Origin of the sequence: Shimia aestuarii (assembly GCF_022814865.1) — a bacterium.
GTDB classification, from domain to species: Bacteria; Pseudomonadota; Alphaproteobacteria; order Rhodobacterales; family Rhodobacteraceae; genus Shimia; species Shimia aestuarii_A.
Genome location: NZ_JAKVRD010000003.1, coordinates 173,675 through 197,678, shown reverse-complemented (window position 1 = coordinate 197,678; position 24,004 = coordinate 173,675). Strand labels below are relative to the sequence as shown.

Here is a 24,004-nt window from a genome sequence, read left to right as displayed (position 1 = left end):
TGTATCATCGACATAAAAGCCCGCCGTATCCCGGCGGGCTTTTGCTTTGGGATCAGACCTTCTGAAGATGGTCGAACTCTGAGGTTAAGGTCCCGACGCCAAGGCTCACTGAGCGCAATTCGGTGACGATATCGCCCATTTCCGCCGCCGGGATCAGGGCTTGTACCTCGTCCCAACCGGGCCAGCCGGGTTTGGCGTCGAAACCTAGGAGTTGGCCGCGCCGTCCGGTGGCGATGCGCTGCACCTTGGGGGTGAATTCGGACGGGGCGGAGAGGGTCACTTTCTGCACAGGTTCGAGCTTGATCGGGGCGCACTTGGGGAGGGCTTCGCCCATCGCCTTGGCGGCGGCCTTCTGAAACGCCATGTCGGAGCTGTCGACATTGTGGTGGCTGCCATCGACGAGCGTCACGGCGACATCGACGATCGGGTAACCGTCAGGGCCTTTGTCGAGGAAGGCACGGACGCCTTTTTCCACGGCGGGGATATATTGTTTGGGGACCGCGCCACCAACGATGCGATCAACAAAGGCAAAGCCCGTGCCGCGCGGCAGGGGTTTGACCTCAAGCTCGACATCCGCAAATTCGCCGTGGCCGCCGGATTGTTTCTTGTGGCGGGCCTTCTGTGTGATGGATTTGGTGATCGTGCCGCGGAACGGCACAGTCGGGATGTCTTGGGTCAGGGACAGGCCGGTGTCGGCCTCAAGCTCTTTGAGAGCGATCTGTAGCTGGATCGCGCCTTGGCCTTCGAGGATCAACTCGCCAGTTTCGGGGTCATGCGCGGCGCGGATCGAGGGATGGGCCTCGGAGAGACGCGCGAGAGCTGCGGAAAGGCGCACCTCGTCTGCGTGGTGATCGGTTGAGAGGGCAAGGGCGAACATCGGCGTCGGCGGAGCGGGCCAGTCGGCCTTGGTTGTGCCACCCTCAGTCAGGAAATCGCCGGTTCTGGCCTCGGCCATGCGTCCAAGAGTGACCACCGCGCCGGGACCGGCCTTGCCAACAAGCGTTGTCTTGGCGCCGAGCGGTTGGCCCACATTGGCGACACGGTCGCCATTGAGCACATCGCCATCTCCGATCTCACCGGACCAGACCCGCACATGGCTTTGCTTGCCAGCCTTGCCCGCGTAGCCGGTGTTGAACACCTGCGCGGATTTGGCAGCCTCGGGCAGGCCAAGCCGGGCGGCGGTTTCAGCGGGGGAGGGCGCATCGTGGCGCAGCGCCTTCATTAGGCGGGTGACGCCGTTCTCGTTCTCGGCGGAACCAAAGAAGACTGGCACGATCAGGTCTTTGCGCAGGTCACGGACGAGGTTTTCATAGACGTCGCCCGTCGAGGGCGCGACATCCTCAAGAAGTTCCATCATCAGGGCATCATCGAAATCTGCGAGTGATTCCAGCATGGTATTGCGCGCACCTTCTTCGAGCGCGGCCATGTCCTTGGGCATCGAAATCATCTCGGATTTCTTGTGTGGCTCCCAGCGGAAGGCGCGTTCGCTCACAAGGTCGACCATGCCCGTCAACTGGCCGTCTGCGTCGCGGATCGGAATTTCGCGCAGCAGGAGCGGGCGGGACGAGATCGCCTGAAGCGCCTCGAAAGTGGCGCGCACGGAGGCGTCTTCCTGATCCATCTTATTGATGTAGAGCATGTGCGGGATGTTGCGGTCATCCAAGAAATGCAGGACCGGCGAAAGGGTCACGGCGCGTTCCGGCTTGGGATCGCAGACCACCACGACCACATCCGCCACCATCATCGCGCATTGCGCGTCATGGATCAGTTCGACCGAGCCGGGGCAATCGATCGCCGTCCAGGCGTCGCCAAGATAATCGAAAGAGGCGATATTGAGGTCGGTGGACATGGTGCGGGCGCGGGCCTCTGCGCCGCTGTCGCCAAGGCTCGTGCCGTCCTTGACGGAGCCGCGCCGGGGAATCGCTCCGGCGCTAAAGAGGATATCCTCGAACAGGGTTGTCTTGCCGCTTGAATAAGGGCCGACAAGGGCGGCAACGCGCGCGCCATTGGATTGGTCTGTCATGGGTGTCCTCCATCTGCCGAGTGTCTTGGCTCGGACCGCAGGAAGGCAGTCGGGACACCTGCGGTCCCGGTATGGCCACAGTCCGCAGCAGTATGAGACGCGTCCATGACTTGTGTCAAACCGCCGCGGGAATCGCCCGGAAGCACCCGAAGATCAGTGCGAAAAAGGAGGGGGAAAGTGGTGGGCGACCTTGGAATCGAACCAAGCGTGCGTCTCCGCGAGGGAGTTACAGTCCCCTGCCACACCTTGCGGCCTGTCGCCCACTTTCCTTGGCCTTGCGGCCTCGGTGTGAGGGGCTGATTACCGGGACAGAAAGGGGGCGTCAACAAGAAAATCTCTTGCACATGGCCCGCGCCCGTCGCATTGCTGGGGGCTCATGAAAAACGGGGAAACCGGGCAATGAAAAAACCGAAATGGGTCGTGGAAAAGGAACAGCAAAAGCGCAAGGCGGCTGCGGAAACCCTTTGGCTTTTCGGTCTGCATGCGGTGCGCGATGCGTTGATGAACCCGGCGCGCGAAAAGCTTCGGCTTGTGGTGACGAAGAACGCGCATGACAAGCTGTCCGAGGCGATTGAAGCGTCCGGGATCACCCCCGAGGTTGTCGATCCGCGCAAGTTCTCTGTGCCGATTGATCCGCAATCCGTGCATCAGGGCGCGGCGCTCGAGGTGAAGCCGCTGAATTGGGGCACGCTGGCGGAGCGGGCGATTACTGGCGGCGATCGTCCGTTGCGGTTGATTCTGCTCGACCGGGTAACCGATCCGCATAACGTTGGCGCGATTTTGCGCTCGGCCGAAGTTTTCGGGGCGCAAGCGGTGATCGGGACGCGTCACCATTCGGCGCCGGAGACGGGGGCGCTTGCCAAAACCGCGTCGGGCGCGCTTGAGCGCCAGCCCTACGTGCGGCTGCGCAACCTTGCCGATGCGATCGCGGAATTGCAGCAGATGGGATACCTCGTGCTTGGTCTTGACGGTGAAGCCGATCAAACCATTGAGGAGGTCCTTGATGGGCGCACGGATGCGCCTGTGGCGCTTGTTCTTGGGGCGGAAGGGCCGGGGCTGCGCCAGAAGACCAAGGAGACGGTCGATGCGCTTGTGCGGATTGATTTCGCCGGTGGCTTTGGCTCGCTCAATGTCTCCAACGCCGCTGCTGTCGCGCTTTATGCGTCACTGCCGCGCAAGGGCTGAAAATCCGCAGGCTTCGCCCTAGATAGGGGCGAGACCAAGGAGAGACGATGCCCCAGACCCCCAAGATCGCCACTTGTTGTTATTGCGGCACCCGTGCGGCCCTCGTGTTCAAGGACAGCGGGCGGCATGAACTGGCCTGTTCGGCTTGTGGTGCGCCGCTGCATGAGTTGAAGCAGATGCCGAGTGCGCCGCAAAAGCAAGAGCGCGTCAAGGTGGTGCATGTGCCGGTCTACCGCGATTCGAAACCGTCTAAGCCGAAGCGGAAGAAGAAACGCAAAAAGAGCTGGTCCCGGCGGTTCGCCGAGGAGCTTTTTGACGTGGTCGAGGATATTTTCGACTAAACACCTCAAGATCACAGCTTCTTGAGGAGTCTTTAAAAAAACCGCAACACACCTATGTCTTTCTACACGAGAGGCGGCAACGGAACTGCTGTCTCTGCGTTTACTGTCCCTCGTTCCGTACCTAGCGCCCAAGTCTGCACTTGGGCGCTTTTTTCTTCCGCAAAGCCGCGCTAGGGTTTGGCCTATGCAGTACTCTGATCAACTTCTCAAAGATGTCCTGAAGCGCACCAAGTCGGTGGCGGTCGTGGGCGTGTCGATGAACCCGGTGCGCCCGAGCTACTATGTGGCGCGCTACCTGTCGCTCAAGGGCTATACCGTGATCCCGGTCAATCCGGGCCATGCGGGCAAGATGCTCTTTGGTCAGACCGTGCGCGCGAGCCTGTCGGAGATCGACGTGCCGGTGGATATGGTGGATATTTTCCGCCGTTCCGAGGCGGTGCCGCCGATTGTCGACGAGGCGTTAGAGCATCTGCCGGGGTTGAAGACGATCTGGATGCAGATCGGGGTCGAACATGCCGAAGCGGCGGCCAAGGCAGAGGCTGCGGGCCTGACCGTGATCCAGAACCGTTGTCCGAAGATCGAATATCAGCGCCTGTTCGGAGAATTGCGCATGGGCGGGTTCGCGACAGGCGTGATTTCCTCAAAGCTCTGAGCACGTGCTAGCCCTTGGGGCGGGAGGCCTTCTCGACGATGCCGCTGGTGCCTTGGCGGCGGGCGAGCTCGGTCATCACCTCGTCGAGGCTGACGCCGCGCGATTGCAGCATGACCAGCAGGTGAAAAAGCACATCGGCGCTCTCGGAGATGAGGCCGTCGCGGTTGTCCTTGACGGCTTCGATGATCGCCTCGACCGCCTCTTCACCGAACTTCTCGGCGCATTTCTCCGGGCCTTTGGCGAGGAGCTTGGCAGTCCAGCTCGAGTCCGGGTCGGCTTCGGCGCGGGCGGCGATGGTCTTGGCAAGGTCGTGCAGCGTCATGTCAGGTGCCTCATCGGGATGCCGGCGTTTTCCATATAGGCTTTGGCTTCTTGAATCGTGTATTCGCCAAAGTGAAAGATCGAGGCCGCGAGAACCGCGCTTGCGCCGCCTTTGGTCACGCCTTCGACAAGGTGGTCAAGCGTACCGACACCGCCAGATGCAATCACGGGAACGTCCACGGCGTCCGAAATGGCTTTGGTCAGGGGCAGGTTAAAGCCGGACTTGGTGCCGTCGCGGTCCATCGAGGTCAGCAGGATTTCGCCTGCGCCTTTCTCCACGACCAGCTTGGCAAATTCGACCGCGTCGATGCCGGTTGATTTGCGTCCGCCATGGGTAAAGATCTCCCATTTGCCGGGCGAGACGGTCTTGGCGTCGATGGCGACGACAATGCACTGGCTTCCGAACTGTGCGGCGGCTTCGGCCACGACATCGGGGTTGGCGACAGCGGCAGAGTTGAACGAGACCTTATCGGCCCCGGCCAGAAGCAGACGTCTTACATCCTGCACCGTGCGCACGCCGCCGCCGACGGTCAGCGGTACGAAACATTGCTCTGCGCAGCGCTGCACCATGTCGATCATCACGCCGCGGTTGTCATGGGTGGCGTGGATGTCGAGGAAACAGATCTCGTCCGCGCCCGCCGCGTCATAGGCACGCGCCGCTTCCACCGGATCGCCCGCATCGCGCAGGCCGACAAAGTTTACGCCCTTGACCACGCGGCCATCGGCAACATCGAGACAAGGGATCAGACGGGTTTTCAGCATATCGGGTTTATGCGCCTTTTCAGGGAAGTGGGGAAGTGGGGAAGGGGGGATCAGCCCTTCATGACGGCAAGCGCCTCGGCAAGGTCGATGGCCCCGTCATAGAGCGCGCGGCCCGAGATCGCCCCGTTGAGCGCCGCGCCGCAGGATTTGAGCGCCCGCAGGTCGTCGAGCGAGGAGACGCCGCCAGAGGCGATGACCGGGATCGAGACGGCCTTGGCGAGTGCCGCGGTGGCCTCGACATTGGGGCCTTTCATGGCACCGTCGCGCATGATGTCCGTGTAGATGATCGCGGCAACGCCTGCGTCCTCGAAGCTGCGCGCGAGGTCGGTGGCGTCGACGTTGGTTTCCTCGGCCCAGCCTTTGGTTGCGACCATGCCCCCTCGGGCATCAATGCCCACGGCGACTTTGCCGGGGAAGGCCCGCGCCGCCTCGCGCACGAGGTCCGGGTTCTCGACCGCCACGGTGCCGAGAATCACGCGGGCGAGGCCCTTATCGATCCAGCTTTCGATGGTTTTCATGTCGCGGATCCCGCCGCCAAGCTGGGCCGGGACTTTGGTTTGCTTGAGGATTTCCTCGACCGGGGCGGCATTGACCGGCGCACCGGCAAAAGCGCCGTTCAGATCGACAAGGTGCAGCCATTCACAGCCTGCCTTGACGAACTCGAGCGCTTGGGCGGCGGGGTTCTCGTTGAACACCGTTTCCTGCTCCATGTCTCCATGCACGAGGCGCACGGCGTTGCCGTCTTTGAGGTCGATGGCGGGGTAGAGGATCATCTCGGTCGTCCTGTCAAAAATGCGTCGCGGATGCTTTGGCATGAGGTCGCGCGAAATGCAACGTGACCCAAAGTCAGGGTTGATCGGAATCGCGCTCTTGTGGACACTTTCGCTCAGGACATGGGAGGAAAACATGAAAAAACTCGTTCTCGCAGCGGCTCTGACCGCGGCTTCTGCCACTCTGGCGCTTGCCGATCCGGTGCTTGGCACCTGGAAGACCGAAGTGGATGATGGGTCATACGCGCATATCTCGATGACGCCTTGCGGCGACAAGATCTGCGGCACGATTGCCCGCACTTTCGATGCCAATGGCGAATACAATTCCCCGAACAAGGGCAAAACACTGGTGCGCAACATGGTGCCCAAGGGAAGCGGAAAATATGAGGGCAGCGTATGGCGCCCGTCCAATGATAAGATCTACATCGGCAAGATGGATCTGAACGGCAACAAGCTCAAGCTGCGCGGTTGCGTGGCGGGCGGCCTCTTCTGTTCGGCGCAGAACTGGACCCGCGTCAAGTAAGACAAGTGGGTTGGGGGCCGAGCCCCCAGCCCGTCAAGGCCGCCAGGTCAGGAAATTCCCGATCATGCGCAGGCCAACCGCCTGGCTTTTCTCTGGGTGGAACTGCATGCCCAACATTGTGTCGCGGCCAATGATCGCCGTAACGTCGCCGCCATAATCCACATGCGCGATCCGCTCAGCGGGTTTGGCGACGTGGAATTGGTAGGAGTGGACGAAATAGGCGTGATCGCCGGTCGCGATCCCTTCGAGCACCGGGTGAGACTGGTCGATCACGAGGTCGTTCCAGCCCATATGCGGCACTTTCAGAGCGGTGTCGGCCGGGGTGATCTTTTCCACGTCTCCCGCGACCCAATCGAGGCCGGGGGTCTCTTCGTATTCATGGCCTGTCGTCGCCATCAACTGCATACCGACGCAGATACCGAGGAAGGGGCGGCCCTTGGCTTCGACCGCTTCGACCATGGCGTCATAGATGCCCTTGTGGCCGCGCAATTCGGCGGCGCAGGCCGGGAAGGCGCCGTCGCCGGGCAGGACGAGCCGGTCGGCCCTGGCCACGGTCTCGGCGTCGGAGGTCACGACGACCGTGCCGCCATCCACCTCGCGCGCCATGCGTTGAAACGCCTTCTCGGCCGAGTGCAGGTTGCCGCTCTCGTAATCAATGATTGCCGTCAACATGGGCTTAGAGCGCTCCCTTCGTCGAGGGCACGGCGTCGGCCTTGCGTGGGTCGGTCTCGACCGCTTCGCGCAGGGCGCGGGCCACGGCCTTGAAGGTCGCCTCGGCGATGTGGTGGCTGTTGAAGCCGTGGATTTGGTCCACGTGCAGCGTGATGCCGCCATGGGTCGAGAGCGCTTGGAAAAACTCGCGCACCAGCTCTGTGTCGAAGGTGCCGATCTTGGGGGTCGGCATTTCGACGTTCCAGATCAGGTAGGGCCGGGCGGAAAGGTCAAGCGCCGCGCGCACCTGCGCGTCGTCCATCGGCAAGTGGCAGGCGGCATAGCGGCGGATGCCGCGCTTGTCGCCAAGCGCCTGTGTCAGGGCCTGTCCGAGCGCAATGCCGGTATCCTCGACCGTGTGGTGGTCGTCGATGTGGTAGTCGCCCTTGGCACGGATCGTCATGTCGATCAGCGAGTGGCGCGAGAGCTGATCCAGCATGTGATCGAAGAACCCGACACCAGTCTGGTTGTCATAGACGCCGGTGCCATCGAGGTTGATCTCGACGGTGATCTTGGTTTCCGCGGTGGTGCGGCTGATCTCTGCCTTGCGCATCGTCAGGGTCCTTATACGTGGTCTGTCGCGGCTCTTATAGGCGGGTGCAGAGGCGGGGCCAAGAGTGCAGGTTTCGGGATTGTCGCCCCGTGCCAATTGTGCCAGCCTAAGGCCAAAGAGAACGAGGCCCCGATATGAGCACCTGCGTCTATGTCCAGATCCGCTGCAAACCCGGCACCACCTATCGCGTGGCCGAGGAAATCGCGCTGAAGGAAATCCATTCAGAGCTGTTTTCGACCAGCGGCGATTTTGACCTGCTGATGAAGCTCTACATTCCCAAGGACGAGGATGTGGGGAAATATATCAACGATCACTTGCTAGATATTGACGGCATCGAACGGTCGTTGACCACCCTGACCTTCAAGGCGTTCTGAGGGCGGTGTTTGAGTGTGCGCGGCCAAGGCCGCGCGCAGGATATCTCGTCAGCGCCCCCTTGGGCCGCTGCCTGCGGGATGTGCCTCCGGCGGGGATATTTCCGGCAAGAGGAAGATCAGGCCGTTGGTGCGCCGTTGATCCAGGTGGCGCGGACGGCGCGATCGTCGCCCATCATGATTGTGGGGAAAAGTGCTTCCCAGATATCTCCGGCGCGTGCGCTGCGCTGGGCGATGTCGGGCGTCGAGGCGAGGTCGAGCACGACGAGATCGGCTTCCATGCCGGGGGCAATATTGCCGATCTTGTCTTCCATGTGCAGCGCCTTGGCCGAGCCAGCGGTGGCGAGCCAGAGGAGCTGCGCGGCGTGCAGGGAGTTGTGGCGCAGGTGGGCGATCTCATAGGCGGCGGCCATGGTGCGCAGCATCGAGAAGGAGGAGCCGCCACCGGTATCCGTCGCGAGCCCAACGCGCTGCCCTTCCGCCATGAGGCCGCCCATGTCGAACAGGCCGGAGCCGATGAAGGTATTTGATGTGGGGCAGTGGATCAGCCCGGCGCCGACCTCGCGCAGGCGGTCCTTTTCGCGTTGTTCGAGGTGGATGGCGTGTCCGTAGAGCCCTTTTTCGCCCAGAAGCCCGTAGGCCTCGTAGGTGTCGAGGTAGTCGCGGGCCTCTGGGAAGAGGGATTTGACCCAAGTGATCTCGTCCGTCTGTTCGCTGAGGTGGGTCTGCATCAGACAGTCGGGGTGTTCGCCCCAGAGCGCACCGAGCGCGGCGAGTTGATCCGGCGTTGAGGTGGGCGAAAAGCGCGGCGTGATGGCATAGGAGAGGCGATCGACCCCGTGCCATTTGCCGATCAGCGCCTTGCTGTCGTCATAGGCGCTCTGGACCGTATCGCGAAGACCTTCGGGGGCGTTGCGGTCCATGCAGGTTTTCCCTGCGACGACGCGCTGGCCGCGCTTTTGGGCCTCGGCAAAGAAAGCATCGACGGATTCAGGGTGAATGGTGCAGTAGCTGACCATGGTGGTGACGCCATGGGCGCGGGTCAGGTCGAAATAGAGCGCGGCGATCTTGGCGGCATAGGCCGGATCTCCAAAGCGCATTTCTTCGGGGAAGGTGTAGGAGTTGAGCCAGTCGATCAGGCGTTTGCCCCAGCTGGCGATGATGCCGGTCTGGGGGTAGTGCACATGGGCATCGATGAAGCCGGCACAGATCACCCCCTCGCCATAGTCGATGCGCGCCACCTCGGGATGGGCTGCGAGGAGCGTGTCGGCCTCGTCTTCGGCGACGATATGGCCGTCCGCGACCAGAACCGCGCCGCGGCGACGGAAGCGCGCGGCCTCGGCCACCGGTGTCTCGAAGGGATTGGCCGCAAAGCCAAGCGTTTGGCCCAAAAGCAGTTTCGCCTCTGTCATGGTCGTCTCCGAGATGTCAGGCATTTTGATACAGGATACTGTTTTTTGATCTTGTCGTGAAACCCGGCAATTCCGTGAAAGTGTTTCAACATGGCGCCATGTGACGGGAGCGGGGCGGGCGATGCGCGCGAGGGATGCTCAATCGGGCGTATTGCCCGGAAATCAGGCGTGAGATCGCCGCGCGCCATTGAGTTTTCGACCTGCTTTCCCCTAATGTCAGCAGCAAGAGATGCACAAGATCACGCGGAGGGGGCAGCATGAGCCAGACGACCGAAACCGACACCCCCGAAAGCGAGGCCGAGGACGAGGCCTATGTGATCGATCGCAGAGCCATCGCGGCAATCCTCTATGCAGTTGAGATATGGGATCAGGAGAAGCTCTTCGAGCTGATGGAGCCGCTCCATCCGGCCGATATTGCCGACATTCTTGAACAGATCAACGCCTATGACCGTCGCCGCCTGATCGAGTTGTACGATCAGGAATTCGACGGGGAAATCCTGTCTGAACTGAAGGAAAGCCTGCGCGAAGAGGTCATTTCGGTTCTGAAGCCGGGCGTTCTTGCCGAAGCGGTGCGCGACCTTGAGTCCGATGACGTTGTTGACCTTGTCGAGGATATGGACGAGCCGCAGCAGGAGGCGATCCTCGAGGCGCTCGAGGAATCCGACCGGGTTGCGGTGCAGACCTCGCTTGCCTACCCGGAGGAGTCCGCGGGTCGTTTGATGCAGCGCGAAACGGCCTGGGCGCCGGAGCATTGGAACGTGGGGCAATGTATCGACTACCTGCGCAATGCCGAAGACCTGCCGGAGCAGTTCTATCACGTGATCCTTGTCGACCCCAAGATGAAGCCCGTGGGCAATGTCACATTGGGGCGGATCATGGGGTCGCGGCGTGAAGTCCTGTTGCGGGATATCGTCGAAGACCTTTTCAAGACCATACCGGCGACGCAGGACGAAGAAGACGTGGCCTATGCGTTCAATCAGTATCACCTGATCTCGGCGCCGGTTGTGGACGAGAATGACCGGCTTGTCGGGGTCATCACCATCGACGACGCCATGGCAGTTCTGGACGAGGAACACGAGGAAGATATCCTGCGCCTTGCGGGTGTGTCGGCGGAAGGGTCGCTTTCGGACAAGGTCATCGAGACTGCGAAGCAGCGCTTGCCGTGGCTTGCGGTCAACCTTTTGACGGCGATCATCGCCTCGCTTGTCATCGCGCAGTTCGAAGATACGATCAGCCAGTTTGTTGCGCTTGCCGTGTTGATGCCGATCGTGGCCTCGATGGGTGGCAATGCGGGGACGCAATCGCTCACCGTGGCGGTGCGCGCACTTGCCACCAAAGACTTGACCGGGGCAAACGTCTGGCGCGTGATCCGACGCGAGGTTCTGGTCGGGCTTGGCAACGGGTTGGCGTTTGCGCTTGTCATGGGGGTGATCGGGCTGATCTGGTTCGGGTCGATGACGTTGGCCTATGTGATCGCTGTCGCGATGGTGATCAATCTGGTCGTGGCCGGGCTTGCCGGGACGGTGGTGCCGGTGCTTCTTGAGCGCATCGGTGTCGACCCGGCATTGGCCTCGGGCACCTTCGTCACCACGGTGACGGATGTGGTCGGGTTCTTTGCCTTCCTCGGGTTGGCGGCGATGGTTCTGACCTGAGGCCGGAGGGGCGTTTCATGGAGCTTGCAGAGATCAAGAACGCCGCCCGTGCTGCGGCCTTTGCCCGTCGCAAGGAAGCATTCGAGGCGGCACCGCCGGGACAATCGGCGCATCTCTCAGAAGTGCTTGCGGGCTATCGCGGCGTGCCTCTGGCGGGGTTCATGCCGATCCGTACCGAGATCAACCCTCTGGCCGCGATGGCCGAGGCGGCGGCACATGGGCCGGTGGGGGTGCCGGTGATCCAGGGCACGGGCCTGCCGCTCGAGTTTTCGCGCTGGGAGCCGGATTTCGTCCTGCGCGAAGGGCCGTTCGGGGCAATGGTGCCGGAGACGGACGATTTCTTTGAGCCGGAGATCCTCATCGTGCCGCTTGTCGCGTTTGACGCGAAGGGGGGGCGGCTAGGCTATGGCGGTGGATTCTATGATCGCACGCTTGAGCGCCTTCGGGCGCGCCGCGCGACATTGGCCATCGGATTCGCCTTTGCCGCGCAGGAGGCAGAGGCGCTGCCGCTTGAGCCGACGGATCAGCCGCTTGACATGATCGTGACCGAGCAGGACATCCGCGATCTGCGCTAGGCAGATGGGGTAGAAAGGGGCCAGCCCCTCTTGGCCGCGGGGCGGCCAATTCACCCCGGGATATTTCCGGCAAGAGGAAGAACCGTCACGATCGCTTGTGATCCCGCCTGTTCCCTCTTGCCCGCGCGCGGGGATGGCGGTAGCCAGAAACGCATGAGACTTCTTTTTCTGGGTGATGTCATGGGGCGCGCGGGGCGCGCCGCTGTGGCCGAACAGCTGCCGCGCCTCAGGGACGAATGGCGGCTCGATTTCGTGGTGGTCAATGGCGAGAACGCCAGCAATGGCATGGGGCTTTCGGGCGCGCATGCCAAGGACTTGCTTGATGCGGGGGCGGATTGCCTGACGCTCGGCGATCATGCCTTCGACCAGAAAGACATGATGCAGTTCATCCAGACCGAGCCGAGGATCATCCGACCGGTGAACTATGCCCATGGCGATGTGCCGGGGCGCGGCTACCGTGTGTTCGAGGCACGGGGCGGGCGCAAAGTTCTTGTCGCGCAGGTTCTTGGTCAGGTGTTCATGAAGCGTCCCTTCGACGATCCGTTTTCGGCGATGGATGCGATCCTGCGCAAGCATCCGCGCGGCGGCATGGTGCAGGCGGCGCTTGTCGATGTGCATTGCGAGGCGACCTCGGAAAAGATGGGGATGGGCCATTTCTGTGATGGCCGCGCGAGCCTTGTCGTCGGCACCCACACCCACGTGCCCACGGCGGATGCGCAGATCCTTCCGGGCGGGACGGCGTTCCTGTCGGATGCGGGGATGTGCGGCGACTATAACTCTGTGATCGGTATGGAGAAAACCGAACCGATGCGCCGTTTCGTGACCGGCATGCCGAAAGCGCGGTTTACCCCGGCGCTCGGCGAGGCGACGGTTTCGGGGGTCTATATCGAGACCGATGATCGCACCGGTGAGGCGACGCGGATCGAAATGGTGCGACGTGGCGGCCGGCTTGCGCCAGCGGGGCCTCTGTGAGCCGGTTTGCGGCGTTCGGTGTCCTCCTGGTCCTTGGGTCCGGGTGGGGGATCACGATGCCGCTTGCCAAGATCGCGGTCAGCGAAGGCTACCAGCCTTTCGGCCTCATCTTCTGGCAGCAGGCCATCGGCGTCGTGGCGCTTGGCTTGATCCGGGTGGTGCAGAAGAAGCCGATCACGCTCCCGCCAAAGCTCTTGTGGTTCTTTCTGCTCATTGCATTGATCGGCACGTTGATCCCGAACAGCTTTTCGTATCAGGCGGCGATCCACTTGCCAGCTGGCGTCGTGGCGGTGTTGATCTCGCTCGTGCCGCTTCTTGCGTTTCCCATTGCGCTTGGGCTTGGGATCGATCGGTTCACGGGGCTGCGCCTTCTCGGCATCGTGACGGGGGGCATCGGGGTTATCCTTTTGGTTCAACCAGATAGCCTCCCTGATCCTGCAATGGTGTTGTGGGTGCCTGTCGCGATTGCGGCGCCATTTTGCTATGCCTGCGAGGGCAATATCGTTTCCAAATGGGGCACGCATGGGCTTGGGCCCGGCCACGTTCTGTTTGGAGCGTCACTGATCGGGGCGATCCTTGCCTTGCCGCTGGCGATCTCCACCGGGCAGTTCATCGACCCGCGCACCGATTGGGGGCCGCCGGAGTATGCGATCATCTTGTCGGCGCTTGTGCATGTGGCAGTTTATACCGGGTATGTTTGGCTCATCGGGTGGGCCGGGTCGGTTTTCGCGGCGCAGATCGCCTATGTGGTGACCGGGACCGGGGTCATCTGGTCTATGATCCTGCTCTCGGAACGCTATTCCGGATGGGTCTGGGCGGCGATGCTGCTTATACTGGCAGGGATGGCATTGGTGCAGCCGCGTCAAAAGGAGACGCTTGCCCCCTGACTGCGCATCGGCAATTGTGGCGCGAGGCAATACCGGGACATACATGGACCTGTTCGACTTTTCACAGACCACCCAAGCGGTGATCGCGCTTGCGACCGTGGGCGTTATGTTTGCGCTTTTCCTGCGTGAGATTTTTCCAACCGAAGTTGTGGCAATTGCCGGGGTGGCGGCGCTTCTGGCCTTTGGGGTTCTGCCCTATGACAAGGCGCTTGTCGTTCTGTCAAACCCGGCGCCTTGGACCATTGCGGCGATGTTCATCGTCATGGGGGCTCTGGTGCGCACGGGCGCATTGAGCGCCTTTACCCACATGGCCGATAGCCAGGCCCGCACCAACCCGCGCCTTGCCATCGCGATGCTTATGGGCTTCGTCATTATCGCTTCGGCGGTTGTGTCGAACACACCGGTGGTCGTGGTGATGATCCCGGTCTTTATTCAGCTTGCCCGGACGCTCGACACCAATGCGTCCAAGCTATTGATTCCGCTCTCATATGCGGCAATCCTCGGGGGCACTCTGACGCTTATCGGGACATCGACCAACCTGCTTGTCGATGGTGTCGCACGGGCCAATGGCATGAAAGCGTTCTCGATCTTCGAGGTGACGAAACTGGGTGTTATCCTCGTGATCTGGGGCATGATCTACCTGCGGGTTTTCGGTTCGCGCCTCTTGCCGTCACGCGACAGCATGTCGGACCTTTTGTCGGATCGTTCGCGGATGAAATTCTTCACCGAAGCTGTGATCCCGCCGGAGTCAAACCTCATCGGGCGTGAGGTCAATGGCGTGCAGTTGTTCAAGCGGGAAGGGGTGAGGTTGATCGACGTGGTGAGGGGGGATGTGTCGTTGCGGCGCAACCTTGAGGGGGTAACGCTTCAGGTTGGGGATCGGGTTGTCCTTCGGACACGGATGACGGAGCTGTTGTCGTTGCAGCGGGATAAGTCTCTCAAGCGCGTGGATCAGGTTTCGGCGGTTGAGACGACCACCGTGGAGGCGCTGATCACGCCGGGCTGTAAGATGGTGGGGCGGCGACTTGGCGATCTGCGGCTGCGGCGGCGCTTTGGGGTCTATCCGCTGGCCGTGCATCGGCGGAACCAGAATATCGGACGCCAGCTTGACGACCTCGTGGTGCGGGTCGGGGACACGCTTCTCCTCGAGGGCGCACCGGCGGATATTCAGCGGCTGTCGACGGAGATGGATATGGTCGATGTGACCCAGCCATCAGAGCGGGAATATCGACGGGGTCATGCGCCGATTGCCATCGCGGCGCTGGTCGCCATCGTGGCGCTGGCAGGGCTTGGACTAGCGCCGATTTTCCTGCTTTCCGTGCTCGCCGTGGCGGTGGTTCTGCTCACGCGCTGCATTGACGCGGACGAGGCTTTTTCCTTTGTTGACGGGCGGTTACTGGCGCTTATCTTCTCTATGCTGGCGATTGGCGCGGCGCTGGAACACTCCGGCGCGGTCACGCTCATCGTGGAGGCGGTGGCGCCTTATCTCGGCACATTGCCGCCCTTCCTTCTGGTGTGGGCGGTTTACCTGCTCACTTCGGTGCTGACCGAGCTTGTGTCGAACAACGCGGTGGCCGTGGTGGTGACGCCGATTGCCATTGGTTTGGCGAGCGCGATTGGCATTGATCCGCGCCCGCTCGTGGTGGCGGTGATGGTGGCGGCTTCGGCGAGTTTCGCGACGCCGATTGGCTATCAGACCAACATGCTCGTCTATGGGCCGGGGGGGTATAAGTTTACCGACTTCCTGCGGGTGGGTATCCCGCTCAACCTCTCTATCGGGCTTCTGGCCTCGGCGCTGATCCCGGTGTTCTGGCCGCTTTGAGCGGGGGGCGTTCGTGGACCCTTTTCTGACCGTGCGGTGCGGCGGCGAATCCGGGAGGAAAACCGGGGTTAACGCCTGAAATATTGGCTGAAACGGGTTTCTGTATCGCGTCGGTATAACGTCGGTATTGCGTCGGTGCGCGGGCCGTCCGAGGGGCGGTTTAACGCAGCGCGCGATGGTGAACGGGGCGTGCGGGTTAAGGAAACGTGAACCTGGGTTTGAGGGACTTGGGCCGGTGATCGACGCGTTGGTCCGGCGGGCAGAATTTCTGCTCCGGCCTATTGCAAGACACATGCAAGAGGCTCGACCATCGGTCAGTGCGCCTCTTGTATCCATGTCAACATTTCGGGGCCCGCCCTTGCGAGTTGGGCGCGATGCGTTACCCGGTTTGCTGTACCGCGTCCGTCATGCTTGCCAATGCACCGCTGGCCGCGGCGCGGAGGAAGCCTTGATCTGAACTGAGGATAAACGCGGTTGAACCGGCCTTGCGCTGGATCGCTGCGTCTTGGGGGCTTCCCGGCAGGATCGCAACGGGGCGCTTTGCCGCCTTGGCGGCCTGGTGTACCCGGTCGGTCGCATCGCGTAGCTTTGTTGCGACATCGTCGTCCCCGGCATAGGCAGCGGCCAGATCACCGCGCCCGATAAACACGCCGTCCAGGCCCTCGACTGCGAGAATGTCGTCGATCGCTTCGACCGCTTCCGGGTCTTCGATCATCGCAATCAAAGTCACGCGCTTGTCTTCGCTCTTCATATGTTCCGCCTGTCCGGCGTTCCCGAAATCGCCCGCGCGGGTTGTCGGGGCAAAGCCGCGCTTACCGCCCGCATAGCGCCCCGCCGCGACAATGGCGCGGGCGGTTTCGGCATCCCTCACATGCGGCACGAGCACCCCATCCGCACCGCAATCCAGCACAGATAAGATGGCCTCAGGCGCACCCGATTGCACCCGTACAATTGATGCGAGGCCAGATGCGCGACACGCCAGAATAATCCGGTCCGTGGTTTCGCGATTGAACGGCGCGTGTTCTTCGTCGATCACCACGAAATCGTATCCGACGCTACCGAAGATCTCGGCGGGCATGGTCGCGGGCACTTTCAGGAAAGTGCCGAAAAGAAGCTCTTTGGCGATGAAGCGATCCCGGAATGACTTGGCCATCGCTTATCCCTCAAGACCTATGACGGTGGCCGGGTTGGTCGCAACCATGGCCCGCACGTCAGCATCGGAATACCCAAGCGCAAAGCAGGTCGCGATGCCACGTCGCATGCCTTGGAGCGGTGTCAGGGTGCCCACTTGCCCAAGGTCCGACGCAAGGATAGTCCGTTCAGGCCCAACACAATCAATGAAGGCACGCAGCTCTTCTTCGGTGCGGTTGCGGAACTTCGAGCCTTCGGCAAAGAACGCAAGCGAATGCTCGGCATAGGCCCCCATCGCGGCGATCTCTTTCATGTCGTCGAACGACGCGCCGACAATGTCTTCGGGGTGGGTAAAGATGAGCCGCTCCACACCGCGCTTGCGCGCCTCGGCGAAGACCTGTTTCGTTTCAGACACATGGATATGCCCGCTGGCCAGGGCGAGCCCGGTGGCGGCGACAACATCAAGAATGTCCAAAAGCTCTGGCCGCATCTTGCCGTCTTCGAACAGAGGCACGGCGGTTGCGGGACGGATCTTTGCCGTGGCGGCGGGGTGCGACCAGCCTGCGGACTTTTCCCACTCCAGATGGTTTTCAGCGGCAAGTGTCGGCAGCCAAACGATACGCCCATCCATCGCGGCGGTATGTTCGACCCCGTAGGCGTTTAGACCACCGACAACGTTGTTCAGGACGATGCCGGAATACACTTTGGTCGTCAGATCCGGGTAGTGGTCACGGATCATCTGCGCGCACATGACACCGGAATAATCGTGGTCCTTTGTCACCACCGCCCGCAGGCCGGCCTCGGAATAGACCTTGGCCAAGGCGAGATGGTCAATCGCGCGAGGGGCGATTGACGGGCCACTATGGACATGAGGATCGACCGCGCCTTGCAGGATGTCTGAGATACGCGCGTCTTCCTCGCGCTCGGTTTTGATGATGTCGATCATTGCCATTTTCCTTTTGCAGTGGGGTCGGCATCGTGTGCCGCCCCTCTGGATTTGCGACTTAGGCGTATTCGGGCCGGCGCGGGGTGAAGACGTCGAGATTGAGGACCTCTTCATCGCCCACTACGACCGCGTAGTGCATGGTGTCCGGGGGCACGACCAGCATGCCGCCGGGCGTCAGGCGCACGACGTCGTCGCCCACATGGAAATCAACCGATCCGGAAACGATATAGGCGATCTGTTCGTGCGGATGCTTGTGCGGCTTGGGCTCGTGGTCCGGCTGTAGACGATGCAGGGCGACGGTCGCGCCTTCGCCCGAGAACGCCTTTTGTTCGACGCCGGGGCGGATCTGTTTCCACTCCATGCTGTTCCAATTGATTGTGTGAATGTTCATCTCATGTCCTCCAGAAAGGTGGCGCGCCTAGGGGCGCAAAGGGTTCGTTATTTGCTTTGGGGCGGGACAAAGCTTTGCCAGTGGTTGTCGAGTTCGGGCATGTCGGCAAAGGCCTTGCGGGCGTCGGCCGCGCGCCCGATCAGATCGACCACGGTGACTCCCTTGGCATGGCAATAGGCGTCGAGCTCGGAAAGGCTGTCCGAGATGACGTCGAACCCGCGGAGCATGACCGCCGAGGCAAGTCCCGCCGCTGACGCCCCAGAAAGCAGAGCGCGCGCAACGTCGTGGCCACCTGTGATCCCGTTGATCCCGATCAGCGCGTCGTTCGGACCGAGAGCCGCACGGCAGAGCGCCAACCAGTGGCAGGTCAGGGGCAGGTTCCAGAAGCCGCCGAAGCCGCCGGAGGTACCAAGCATGGGTTGCATCGTTTCGAGATCCGGCAGCATTCCGAGCAATCGCCCCGCGACAATCGATGCCTGCGCCCCGGCATCTGCGGCGGAGGCCGCCAGATCGGGAACGTCGCTCGATTGTCCGGTCAGCTTGACCCAGACGGGGATGTCCAGCTTTTCAGTCATTGCCCGCGTCAGCGCTCCCACACGGTCCGCGGCGGTTTCCGTGGAAACAGCGCCCTTGGCCGCTTCGCGCCCGTAAGGTGTGCCGATGTTGAACTCCAGCACGCGAAGGCCGGCCGACTGAACCGCCAATGCCATGTCGATGGCCCGGTCCAGATCGGCCAGGATCAAGCTGGGCACCAACAGACAGTCGTTGTCCCGCGCAATCCGATCATGGGCAACGCATTGCGCCAGCCAATCCTCGAAGCCCAGCGGATGTAGACCTGAGCGCGACAGGATCATTGTCGACGGATCGGCATTCGCCCCCCATGCGACGGGCTGCCATTGCGTATCCAGCGCCACATATTCCGCCGCGCGAAGTTGGGCCTTGGCGGCCTGGCTTTCATTGGTCGATTTGACCACGACAGCGCCAGCACCGGCGTCGATCGCAGCGCGAAGACCACCGTCGGCGATCATGTGTTCGGCAGGCGCCGCGATGATCGGGTTCTTCAGGGTGATATCCCCGATATGTGTTTCAAGACGGTTCATTCGCTACTCCACCAGAACATTCGGCAGGTACAAGACGAGCCCCGGGAAGACCGTGATGATCCCCAGAACGAGGATGGCCAAGCCAACCATCGGCAGCGCATGGATCGAGATCGCCTCGATCGGGCGTTTGGTGACGCCTGACATCACGTACAAACACAAGCCCACGGGCGGGGTTGCGAACCCGATCAGGCAGTTGAACACGACGATCACCCCCAGATGCACCGGGTCCAGTCCAAGCTGTGCCCCGATGGCCATCAGCGCCGGAACGGTCAGGATCAGGATGCCGACGGTGTCGAGGAACATGCCAAGAACCAGCAGGATAATGTTGACCATGATGAGAATGACCCACTTGTTGTCCGACACCGTTGACAGCGTCGTCACAACCGCCTGCGGGAGACGCTCAATCGAGAAGATCAGGGACAGGACATGGGCAAAAGCGATCAGGAGATAGATTGCGGCGCTGACTGTCGCAGTTCTCAGGAAAACATGCCGCAGACGCGAGACTGAGAGCGCCCGATACCAGAGACCCGCCACCAGCAGCGCATAGACGACGGCCACGGCCGCGGCTTCGGTCGGGGTCACAACGCCGCCGCGGATGCCGCCGATGATAATGATCGGAAGGAGGAGCACCGGGGCGCATTTGCCAAGGGCGCGCAGGATGTCCATCAGCCCCATTGCGGGCAGTTTCGGATAGCCGTGGCGATGCGCGATCAGCATGGCATAGGCCGACAGGATCACAGCCAGAATCACGCCCGGTATGATGCCCGCGACGAAGAGTTTCGAAATGGAGGTGCCGGAGAGGGCGCCGTAGAGGATCATTGCGATGGATGGTGGCACCAGCGGCGCCATGATCGAGGACACGCCAATCAGCGCGGCCGAGTAATCCTCGTGATATCCCTGTCGTTTCAGTTCAGGCGTCAGCACAGTGCCAAGCGCCGCAGCGTCAGCCGCCGCCGATCCGCTGACGCCGCCAAACAGGAAGCTGCCCCAGATCGCGGTCAAAGACAGTCCGCCCCGGAACCGGCCTACGAGCGAGTTGGCAAAACCGACCAACCTCTGTGTCAGGCCTCCGACATCCATCAGGTTGCCGGCCAGAATGAACAGCGGGATGGCCAGCAGGATGAAGCTGTCCTGTCCTGCGAACATTCGCTGGGGCACGGCCACGAGGAACCGCAAGTTGTCGGTGGCGATGAAATACCCGATCGACGAAAGACCGAGCACGAAAGCGATCGGAACCCCCATCAGCAGGGTCGTGAAGAAAATTACAGCGAGCCAGATCATTCGATAATCACCACGGGTTCGGCATCAGGATTCTGCGGCCCGCGAAGGAGGCCGATCATGCTTGCCAGAATATGGATTGAAATCAGGAGGGCGCTGACTGCGATGGAGATGTGCAGCCAGAACATCGTCACCGGTAGCGCAACGGCGCGGCCATCGCCGGTCTTCACCGCGAATTGCCAACCGTAGACCACCACCAGCCCCATGGCCGCAAGAACCAAGAGACGGCCTGCGATCTGCACCGCCAGCGAGATCTGTCGCGGCAAGCGGTTCACCAGTATGGTCATGCCGATCATCTCGCCGCGTGAATAGGCAAGCCCGGCGCCAAGCGACGAAATCCAGATCATCGTATAGCGCAGTGCTTCTTCTGACCACGACAGCGAAGCGCCGACGACATAGCGGAAAAAGACTTGTAGCGCGGCGATGATAACTACGGCAGCCATGCCGGTGATCAACATTGTCTCAAGGATCGCCAGATATGCGCGCACAACGCGCGGCAGGGCTGGCGGCTCTACCTGGGCCGTCATCTCAAACTCCTGAATTTGGGGGGGACCCCGCAGCGCGGGGCCCTTGGTCAAGCCAGCGTATCAGTCGCCAGATGTGGCGGCTTCAACGAAATCCGCAATCAACGGATCCCGGTCAGAGTATTTCTTCAGAACCGGCTTCCACGCTTCACGCAGGTCGGCCTTGAGCGCCTCGCTGGCTTCGGTGAGGCTTACGCCTTCTTCGGCGAGCTTGACCTTCAGCTCTTCATCGTAGGCCTTGACCGCCATCACTTGCGGCTCGACAACCTCGGCGGCCGCTTCGCGCAGGATGGCTTGTTGATCTTCGGTCATGCCATCGAAGACGGCCTTGTTGATCAACAGCATACCGGGCCAGAAATAGTGTCCCATGAGGGTCACGTTCTTGGCCGCGTCGAAAAGTCCTTCGGACTGGATCGAGGTCAGGTTGATCTCAACCGCATCAATTGTGCCGGTTTCCAGACCAGAATAGACTTCGCCATAGGCCATCGGCGTCGGGTTCACGCCGGTCGCTTTCCAGATATCGAGGAAAAGCTCGGTCGGGGCGACACGCGTCTTCAGCCCGCCGAAATCCTCCATCGTCGCGACCGCGTCACCGGTGGTAAGAAAGTGGCGCTGTCCCCCCTCATAGAGGCCGAGCCCAATCATGCCGTGGCTACCCAGATTGTCCATGATCGCCTGCGCTTCGGGCGATACGGCCATACGAGCGAAGTCCTCATAGGTCTCCATCACGTATGGCAATTGGAACGCATCCACCGCCGGATCAAGCGTGGCAAGCGCCGAGGACGAATTCACTGTCATGTCCACGGTGCCCAGTTGCACGCCTTCCATCAGCTCTTTCACGTCACCCATCTGTCGCGCGGGAAAGATATCGATCTTCATGTCGCCGTTGGACCGTTTGTCCACGGCGTCCGCAAAACGCGCCGCTGCGTCATGCAGAGGGTGAGATTCGAAAACCGCGTGGCCAAGTGTCAGCGTCACCGATTGCGCCAGAACCGGGGCCGCGCTGAATGCAAGGCCAGCCACAATTCCTCCGAAAGCTGTCGTAAATTTCATTTGATCCTCCCTTAAGTTCTCAATATAAGAACCATAGTTCTCAAAATGAGACTGACATTTTTTCTGAAGGCATGTCAATATGCTTGCAGGGACGGAAAAGATCGGACGGAGGCCATGGCTACATCACGCGTCAAGACATCTGATATGGCATTGACAATCATAGAAAAAATCGCGTTCTCGGATGTCGCGCTCAACCAGACAGAAATCGCGGAAGCCGTGGGTATCGTCAAGAGCGCAGCCCATAAGCATCTGAATACACTTGAGGAAACTGGCTGGATCATGCGCGATCTTGCGTCTGGGCGGTATCAACTCGGCACCAAGGCATGGATCATCGGCCAGCAGGCGACCGCGATCCAGAACCTTGCGGAGGTCGGTCGAGAGCCAATGCGCGCCGCCCGCAACGACACCGGCCTTGCCGTTGTCTTGAGCCTTGTAAATAAGGGCGGCCTGAGCGTGATCTCCGCTCTGCACGGCACCCACCCGATTGAGATCGGCGTGCGGGAGGGGAGCGAACTTGCCCTTCATGCGACGGCGCAGGGACAGGTTGCGATGGCCTTCGGTGGCCCGGCTCTGACCGAAAAAACGTTGAAGGGCGAGCTTGCCGCGCTGACTCCCAAGACGCTGACCAGCCCGGAAAGGGTCCGAGATCGAATCAAAGAGGTGCGGTCGCATGGTTTTGCTTGCGCACCGCAAGAGACACTATTGGGCGTAAACGTGATCGCGGCCCCGGTTTTCGATCACACAAATTCTCTCATAGCGACTGTCGCGCTCGTTGGGTCCATTCAACACCTTACAGACCCGCCAGCCCAAGACCATGTCGAGACGGTTCAGAAACTGTCGGTCGCGATTTCAGTCGCTCGAGGCTATCGGCCCAAGGGCGGCTAGGCGCTTAGGTAAAGGCAGCCGGTCTCTCGGGGGCTGCACGCGCGTCAACGCTTTGTTAGTGCTGTGAGGGAGATGTGCTACAGTGCCCGCGAAACCACGAGGAGGAGCGGGGTTTTGTTGGAAAATGCGCTTGTTCTGAATGCACTCGGGGAGCCGATCCGGCACCGACAGAAGACCCATTCAGCGGATTGGGACGAGGTAGAGGAGTTCTGCCGCACCGTCTACATGCCTTATCGCGTGCGGCCCTTGGACCGCCTCTCTCGCCCTGACGCGACCATGATTTCCGCGAAGGCAGGCTGCGTGACCATGACCCGGTTTGCCTATGGCACCGGCATTCATCTTGACCGGTTCGATCCAGATGCCGGAAACATCCTTGTCCTGAACACGCTGCGCGGTGCTTTGGATCACCAGACTGATGGCGGATCTGTCGGCACCGGTGCCGGGGAGAGCTTCGTGGTTGATTGTTCTCGGGCTGAATACTGGCTTGAGGGTGATGCAGACCACATGCAGTTGAACCTGACGATCCCACATCAGGCGATGGAGGATATGGCGGAGCGGTGGTTTGGTTTTGTCCCCGATGACCGCCTGTGGACGAGCCGCGTCAAGATTGGTGGCGCCTCGTCTGCTTGGCCTGCGCTGCTCGACTATGCCACGCGGGCACTGTCGCAGGATGGCGGTCTTGCGTCCGACACGGTGCTGGCACGACATATCGAAGAGCTGCTCTGCGTCGAGTTGTTGCGGCAGTGGGCCTCTTCGGCGGGGCTGAACCTTGAAGCGGGAGCGCGTTGCGCTGCACCAGCCTATGTGCGAGCTGCCGAAGAAATCTTGGAAGCCGAAGCGCGAGACGCGCCCTCCATTGGCGATGTCGCGAAACGGATCGGTGTTTCTGCGCGCACGCTGTCGGGTGGGTTTCAGAAGTTCCGCGGGATTTCCCCGCGGGCTTTTCTTGCTGCGCGGCGCCTTGAGGGGTTTCGCGAAGACCTCGAGACGATGCCAGGCGATGTGACTGTGACCTCGATCGCGACGGATTGGGGGTTCTCGAATTTCGGGGCGCTGGCGGGTCGATATCGCGAAAGATATGGCGAAACGCCCTCGCAGACCCGGCTACGCTCGGCAGGTCCGTCCCGTCGGCACTAAAACGACTTCCGAAATCGGACAGGGCAT

Annotated in this window: 26 protein-coding genes and 1 tRNA gene; 12 read left to right on the top strand and 15 right to left on the bottom strand. The window is 61.5% G+C overall.

Going from position 1 to position 24,004, the window contains the following annotated elements; translation table 11 throughout:
• Positions 1 to 52: 52 nt before the first annotated feature.
• Both MK745_RS04905 and MK745_RS04900 read right to left on the bottom strand, forming a co-directional pair.
• The gene (locus MK745_RS04905; RefSeq protein ID WP_243612156.1) at positions 53 to 2,023 is read right to left on the bottom strand and encodes an elongation factor G; all 1,971 of its coding nucleotides are present in this window, start codon (positions 2,021 to 2,023) and stop codon (positions 53 to 55) included.
• Between the two features lie 178 nt (positions 2,024 to 2,201).
• A tRNA-Tyr gene (locus tag MK745_RS04900) sits at positions 2,202 to 2,285 on the bottom strand.
• A gap of 137 nt (positions 2,286 to 2,422) precedes the next feature.
• Between MK745_RS04900 and rlmB the strand changes: the two genes are divergently transcribed.
• From rlmB to MK745_RS04885, 3 genes are all read left to right on the top strand, one after another.
• The gene (gene rlmB / locus MK745_RS04895; RefSeq protein ID WP_243612155.1) at positions 2,423 to 3,208 is read left to right on the top strand and encodes a 23S rRNA (guanosine(2251)-2'-O)-methyltransferase RlmB; all 786 of its coding nucleotides are present in this window, start codon (positions 2,423 to 2,425) and stop codon (positions 3,206 to 3,208) included.
• Positions 3,209 to 3,255: 47 nt separating this feature from the next.
• Positions 3,256 to 3,549 carry a hypothetical protein gene (locus MK745_RS04890; RefSeq protein ID WP_243612154.1) on the top strand — a complete coding sequence of 98 codons (294 nt, stop codon included), beginning with the start codon at positions 3,256 to 3,258 and terminating at the stop codon, positions 3,547 to 3,549.
• Positions 3,550 to 3,733: 184 nt separating this feature from the next.
• Positions 3,734 to 4,201: a CoA-binding protein gene (locus MK745_RS04885; protein WP_243612153.1), complete on the top strand. Its 468-nt coding sequence runs from the start codon at positions 3,734 to 3,736 to the stop codon at positions 4,199 to 4,201.
• Positions 4,202 to 4,208: 7 nt separating this feature from the next.
• Here MK745_RS04885 and MK745_RS04880 read toward each other — a convergent pair whose 3' ends face one another.
• From MK745_RS04880 to hisA, 3 genes are read right to left on the bottom strand one after another with little or no spacing between them, the layout of a single operon-like run.
• Positions 4,209 to 4,523 carry a phosphoribosyl-ATP diphosphatase gene (locus tag MK745_RS04880; RefSeq protein ID WP_243612152.1) on the bottom strand — a complete coding sequence of 105 codons (315 nt, stop codon included), beginning with the start codon at positions 4,521 to 4,523 and terminating at the stop codon, positions 4,209 to 4,211.
• Complete coding sequence (gene hisF / locus MK745_RS04875; RefSeq protein WP_243612151.1) at positions 4,520 to 5,284, bottom strand: imidazole glycerol phosphate synthase subunit HisF; 765 nt, start codon at positions 5,282 to 5,284, stop codon at positions 4,520 to 4,522. Before hisF ends, MK745_RS04880 begins: the two co-directional genes overlap by 4 nt.
• A 50-nt stretch (positions 5,285 to 5,334) precedes the next feature.
• Positions 5,335 to 6,057 carry a 1-(5-phosphoribosyl)-5-[(5-phosphoribosylamino)methylideneamino]imidazole-4-carboxamide isomerase gene (hisA, locus tag MK745_RS04870; RefSeq protein ID WP_243612150.1) on the bottom strand — a complete coding sequence of 241 codons (723 nt, stop codon included), beginning with the start codon at positions 6,055 to 6,057 and terminating at the stop codon, positions 5,335 to 5,337.
• 133 nt (positions 6,058 to 6,190) lie between these two features.
• Here hisA and MK745_RS04865 point away from each other — a divergent pair, with 133 nt between their 5' ends.
• Complete coding sequence (locus tag MK745_RS04865; protein ID WP_243612149.1) at positions 6,191 to 6,577, top strand: DUF2147 domain-containing protein; 387 nt, start codon at positions 6,191 to 6,193, stop codon at positions 6,575 to 6,577.
• 33 nt (positions 6,578 to 6,610) lie between these two features.
• Here MK745_RS04865 and hisH read toward each other — a convergent pair whose 3' ends face one another.
• On the bottom strand, positions 6,611 to 7,249 hold the full coding sequence (hisH, locus tag MK745_RS04860) for an imidazole glycerol phosphate synthase subunit HisH (protein WP_243612148.1): 639 nt from the start codon (positions 7,247 to 7,249) through the stop codon (positions 6,611 to 6,613).
• Positions 7,250 to 7,253: 4 nt separating this feature from the next.
• A complete protein-coding gene (gene hisB, locus MK745_RS04855; protein WP_243612147.1) occupies positions 7,254 to 7,841 on the bottom strand; it encodes an imidazoleglycerol-phosphate dehydratase HisB in 588 nt (195 codons plus the stop codon).
• Between the two features lie 134 nt (positions 7,842 to 7,975).
• Here hisB and MK745_RS04850 point away from each other — a divergent pair, with 134 nt between their 5' ends.
• The gene (locus tag MK745_RS04850; RefSeq protein WP_243612146.1) at positions 7,976 to 8,215 is read left to right on the top strand and encodes an Lrp/AsnC ligand binding domain-containing protein; all 240 of its coding nucleotides are present in this window, start codon (positions 7,976 to 7,978) and stop codon (positions 8,213 to 8,215) included.
• 116 nt (positions 8,216 to 8,331) lie between these two features.
• Here MK745_RS04850 and guaD read toward each other — a convergent pair whose 3' ends face one another.
• Complete coding sequence (guaD, locus tag MK745_RS04845; RefSeq protein WP_243612145.1) at positions 8,332 to 9,624, bottom strand: guanine deaminase; 1,293 nt, start codon at positions 9,622 to 9,624, stop codon at positions 8,332 to 8,334.
• Positions 9,625 to 9,881: 257 nt separating this feature from the next.
• Between guaD and mgtE the strand changes: the two genes are divergently transcribed.
• From mgtE to MK745_RS04820, 5 genes are all read left to right on the top strand, one after another.
• On the top strand, positions 9,882 to 11,276 hold the full coding sequence (mgtE, locus tag MK745_RS04840) for a magnesium transporter (RefSeq protein ID WP_243612144.1): 1,395 nt from the start codon (positions 9,882 to 9,884) through the stop codon (positions 11,274 to 11,276).
• 17 nt (positions 11,277 to 11,293) lie between these two features.
• Positions 11,294 to 11,851 (top strand): 5-formyltetrahydrofolate cyclo-ligase, encoded by a 558-nt coding sequence (locus MK745_RS04835; protein ID WP_243612143.1) that lies wholly within the window; start codon positions 11,294 to 11,296, stop codon positions 11,849 to 11,851.
• A gap of 153 nt (positions 11,852 to 12,004) precedes the next feature.
• Positions 12,005 to 12,823: a TIGR00282 family metallophosphoesterase gene (locus tag MK745_RS04830; RefSeq protein ID WP_243612142.1), complete on the top strand. Its 819-nt coding sequence runs from the start codon at positions 12,005 to 12,007 to the stop codon at positions 12,821 to 12,823.
• Positions 12,820 to 13,710 carry a DMT family transporter gene (locus tag MK745_RS04825; RefSeq protein ID WP_347813642.1) on the top strand — a complete coding sequence of 297 codons (891 nt, stop codon included), beginning with the start codon at positions 12,820 to 12,822 and terminating at the stop codon, positions 13,708 to 13,710. The genes MK745_RS04830 and MK745_RS04825 overlap by 4 nt, the downstream gene beginning before the upstream one ends.
• Before the next feature lie 43 nt (positions 13,711 to 13,753).
• On the top strand, positions 13,754 to 15,532 hold the full coding sequence (locus tag MK745_RS04820; protein WP_243612140.1) for an SLC13 family permease: 1,779 nt from the start codon (positions 13,754 to 13,756) through the stop codon (positions 15,530 to 15,532).
• 379 nt (positions 15,533 to 15,911) lie between these two features.
• Here MK745_RS04820 and MK745_RS04815 read toward each other — a convergent pair whose 3' ends face one another.
• The 7 genes from MK745_RS04815 to MK745_RS04785 are packed head-to-tail and all read right to left on the bottom strand — an operon-like array spanning position 15,912 to position 21,955.
• A complete protein-coding gene (locus tag MK745_RS04815; protein WP_243612139.1) occupies positions 15,912 to 16,685 on the bottom strand; it encodes an HpcH/HpaI aldolase family protein in 774 nt (257 codons plus the stop codon).
• 3 nt (positions 16,686 to 16,688) lie between these two features.
• Complete coding sequence (locus MK745_RS04810; RefSeq protein ID WP_243612138.1) at positions 16,689 to 17,609, bottom strand: DUF6282 family protein; 921 nt, start codon at positions 17,607 to 17,609, stop codon at positions 16,689 to 16,691.
• A gap of 58 nt (positions 17,610 to 17,667) precedes the next feature.
• Positions 17,668 to 18,000, bottom strand: a complete 333-nt coding sequence (locus MK745_RS04805) for a cupin domain-containing protein (protein ID WP_243612137.1) — start codon at positions 17,998 to 18,000, stop codon at positions 17,668 to 17,670.
• Between the two features lie 47 nt (positions 18,001 to 18,047).
• On the bottom strand, positions 18,048 to 19,100 hold the full coding sequence (locus MK745_RS04800; RefSeq protein WP_243612136.1) for a dihydroorotate dehydrogenase: 1,053 nt from the start codon (positions 19,098 to 19,100) through the stop codon (positions 18,048 to 18,050).
• A gap of 3 nt (positions 19,101 to 19,103) precedes the next feature.
• Positions 19,104 to 20,381, bottom strand: coding sequence for a TRAP transporter large permease (locus MK745_RS04795; protein ID WP_243612135.1), 1,278 nt, complete (start codon positions 20,379 to 20,381; stop codon positions 19,104 to 19,106).
• Entirely contained in the window at positions 20,378 to 20,905 is a 528-nt protein-coding gene (locus MK745_RS04790; RefSeq protein ID WP_243612134.1) for a TRAP transporter small permease, read from the bottom strand. Before MK745_RS04790 ends, MK745_RS04795 begins: the two co-directional genes overlap by 4 nt.
• 60 nt (positions 20,906 to 20,965) lie before the next feature.
• The gene (locus MK745_RS04785) at positions 20,966 to 21,955 is read right to left on the bottom strand and encodes a TRAP transporter substrate-binding protein (RefSeq protein WP_243612133.1); all 990 of its coding nucleotides are present in this window, start codon (positions 21,953 to 21,955) and stop codon (positions 20,966 to 20,968) included.
• Positions 21,956 to 22,099: 144 nt separating this feature from the next.
• On the opposite strand from MK745_RS04785, the gene MK745_RS04780 reads away from it, so the two are divergent.
• Positions 22,100 to 22,840: an IclR family transcriptional regulator gene (locus MK745_RS04780; protein WP_243612132.1), complete on the top strand. Its 741-nt coding sequence runs from the start codon at positions 22,100 to 22,102 to the stop codon at positions 22,838 to 22,840.
• Positions 22,841 to 22,954: 114 nt separating this feature from the next.
• A complete protein-coding gene (locus MK745_RS04775; protein ID WP_243612131.1) occupies positions 22,955 to 23,977 on the top strand; it encodes an AraC family transcriptional regulator in 1,023 nt (340 codons plus the stop codon).
• The last annotated feature ends 27 nt before the right edge of the window (positions 23,978 to 24,004 follow it).

Bases quoted from the DNA above. Each gene is read 5' to 3' on its own strand.
- MK745_RS04820 (WP_243612140.1), top strand. From the start codon at position 13,754: ATGGACCTGTTCGACTTTTCACAGACCACCCAAGCGGTGATCGCGCTT.
- MK745_RS04880 (WP_243612152.1), bottom strand. From the start codon at position 4,523: ATGACGCTGCACGACCTTGCCAAGACCATCGCCGCCCGCGCCGAAGCC.
- rlmB (WP_243612155.1), top strand. From the start codon at position 2,423: ATGAAAAAACCGAAATGGGTCGTGGAAAAGGAACAGCAAAAGCGCAAG.
- hisB (WP_243612147.1), bottom strand. From the start codon at position 7,841: ATGCGCAAGGCAGAGATCAGCCGCACCACCGCGGAAACCAAGATCACC.
- MK745_RS04835 (WP_243612143.1), top strand. From the start codon at position 11,294: ATGGAGCTTGCAGAGATCAAGAACGCCGCCCGTGCTGCGGCCTTTGCC.
- MK745_RS04800 (WP_243612136.1), bottom strand. From the start codon at position 19,100: ATGAACCGTCTTGAAACACATATCGGGGATATCACCCTGAAGAACCCG.
- MK745_RS04905 (WP_243612156.1), bottom strand. From the start codon at position 2,023: ATGACAGACCAATCCAATGGCGCGCGCGTTGCCGCCCTTGTCGGCCCT.
- hisA (WP_243612150.1), bottom strand. From the start codon at position 6,057: ATGATCCTCTACCCCGCCATCGACCTCAAAGACGGCAACGCCGTGCGC.
- MK745_RS04785 (WP_243612133.1), bottom strand. From the start codon at position 21,955: ATGAAATTTACGACAGCTTTCGGAGGAATTGTGGCTGGCCTTGCATTC.
- MK745_RS04830 (WP_243612142.1), top strand. From the start codon at position 12,005: ATGAGACTTCTTTTTCTGGGTGATGTCATGGGGCGCGCGGGGCGCGCC.
- MK745_RS04850 (WP_243612146.1), top strand. From the start codon at position 7,976: ATGAGCACCTGCGTCTATGTCCAGATCCGCTGCAAACCCGGCACCACC.
- hisF (WP_243612151.1), bottom strand. From the start codon at position 5,284: ATGCTGAAAACCCGTCTGATCCCTTGTCTCGATGTTGCCGATGGCCGC.
- MK745_RS04780 (WP_243612132.1), top strand. From the start codon at position 22,100: ATGGCATTGACAATCATAGAAAAAATCGCGTTCTCGGATGTCGCGCTC.
- MK745_RS04790 (WP_243612134.1), bottom strand. From the start codon at position 20,905: ATGACGGCCCAGGTAGAGCCGCCAGCCCTGCCGCGCGTTGTGCGCGCA.
- MK745_RS04805 (WP_243612137.1), bottom strand. From the start codon at position 18,000: ATGAACATTCACACAATCAATTGGAACAGCATGGAGTGGAAACAGATC.
- guaD (WP_243612145.1), bottom strand. From the start codon at position 9,624: ATGACAGAGGCGAAACTGCTTTTGGGCCAAACGCTTGGCTTTGCGGCC.
- MK745_RS04815 (WP_243612139.1), bottom strand. From the start codon at position 16,685: ATGGCCAAGTCATTCCGGGATCGCTTCATCGCCAAAGAGCTTCTTTTC.
- MK745_RS04890 (WP_243612154.1), top strand. From the start codon at position 3,256: ATGCCCCAGACCCCCAAGATCGCCACTTGTTGTTATTGCGGCACCCGT.
- MK745_RS04810 (WP_243612138.1), bottom strand. From the start codon at position 17,609: ATGATCGACATCATCAAAACCGAGCGCGAGGAAGACGCGCGTATCTCA.
- mgtE (WP_243612144.1), top strand. From the start codon at position 9,882: ATGAGCCAGACGACCGAAACCGACACCCCCGAAAGCGAGGCCGAGGAC.
- MK745_RS04885 (WP_243612153.1), top strand. From the start codon at position 3,734: ATGCAGTACTCTGATCAACTTCTCAAAGATGTCCTGAAGCGCACCAAG.
- hisH (WP_243612148.1), bottom strand. From the start codon at position 7,249: ATGTTGACGGCAATCATTGATTACGAGAGCGGCAACCTGCACTCGGCC.
- MK745_RS04865 (WP_243612149.1), top strand. From the start codon at position 6,191: ATGAAAAAACTCGTTCTCGCAGCGGCTCTGACCGCGGCTTCTGCCACT.
- MK745_RS04795 (WP_243612135.1), bottom strand. From the start codon at position 20,381: ATGATCTGGCTCGCTGTAATTTTCTTCACGACCCTGCTGATGGGGGTT.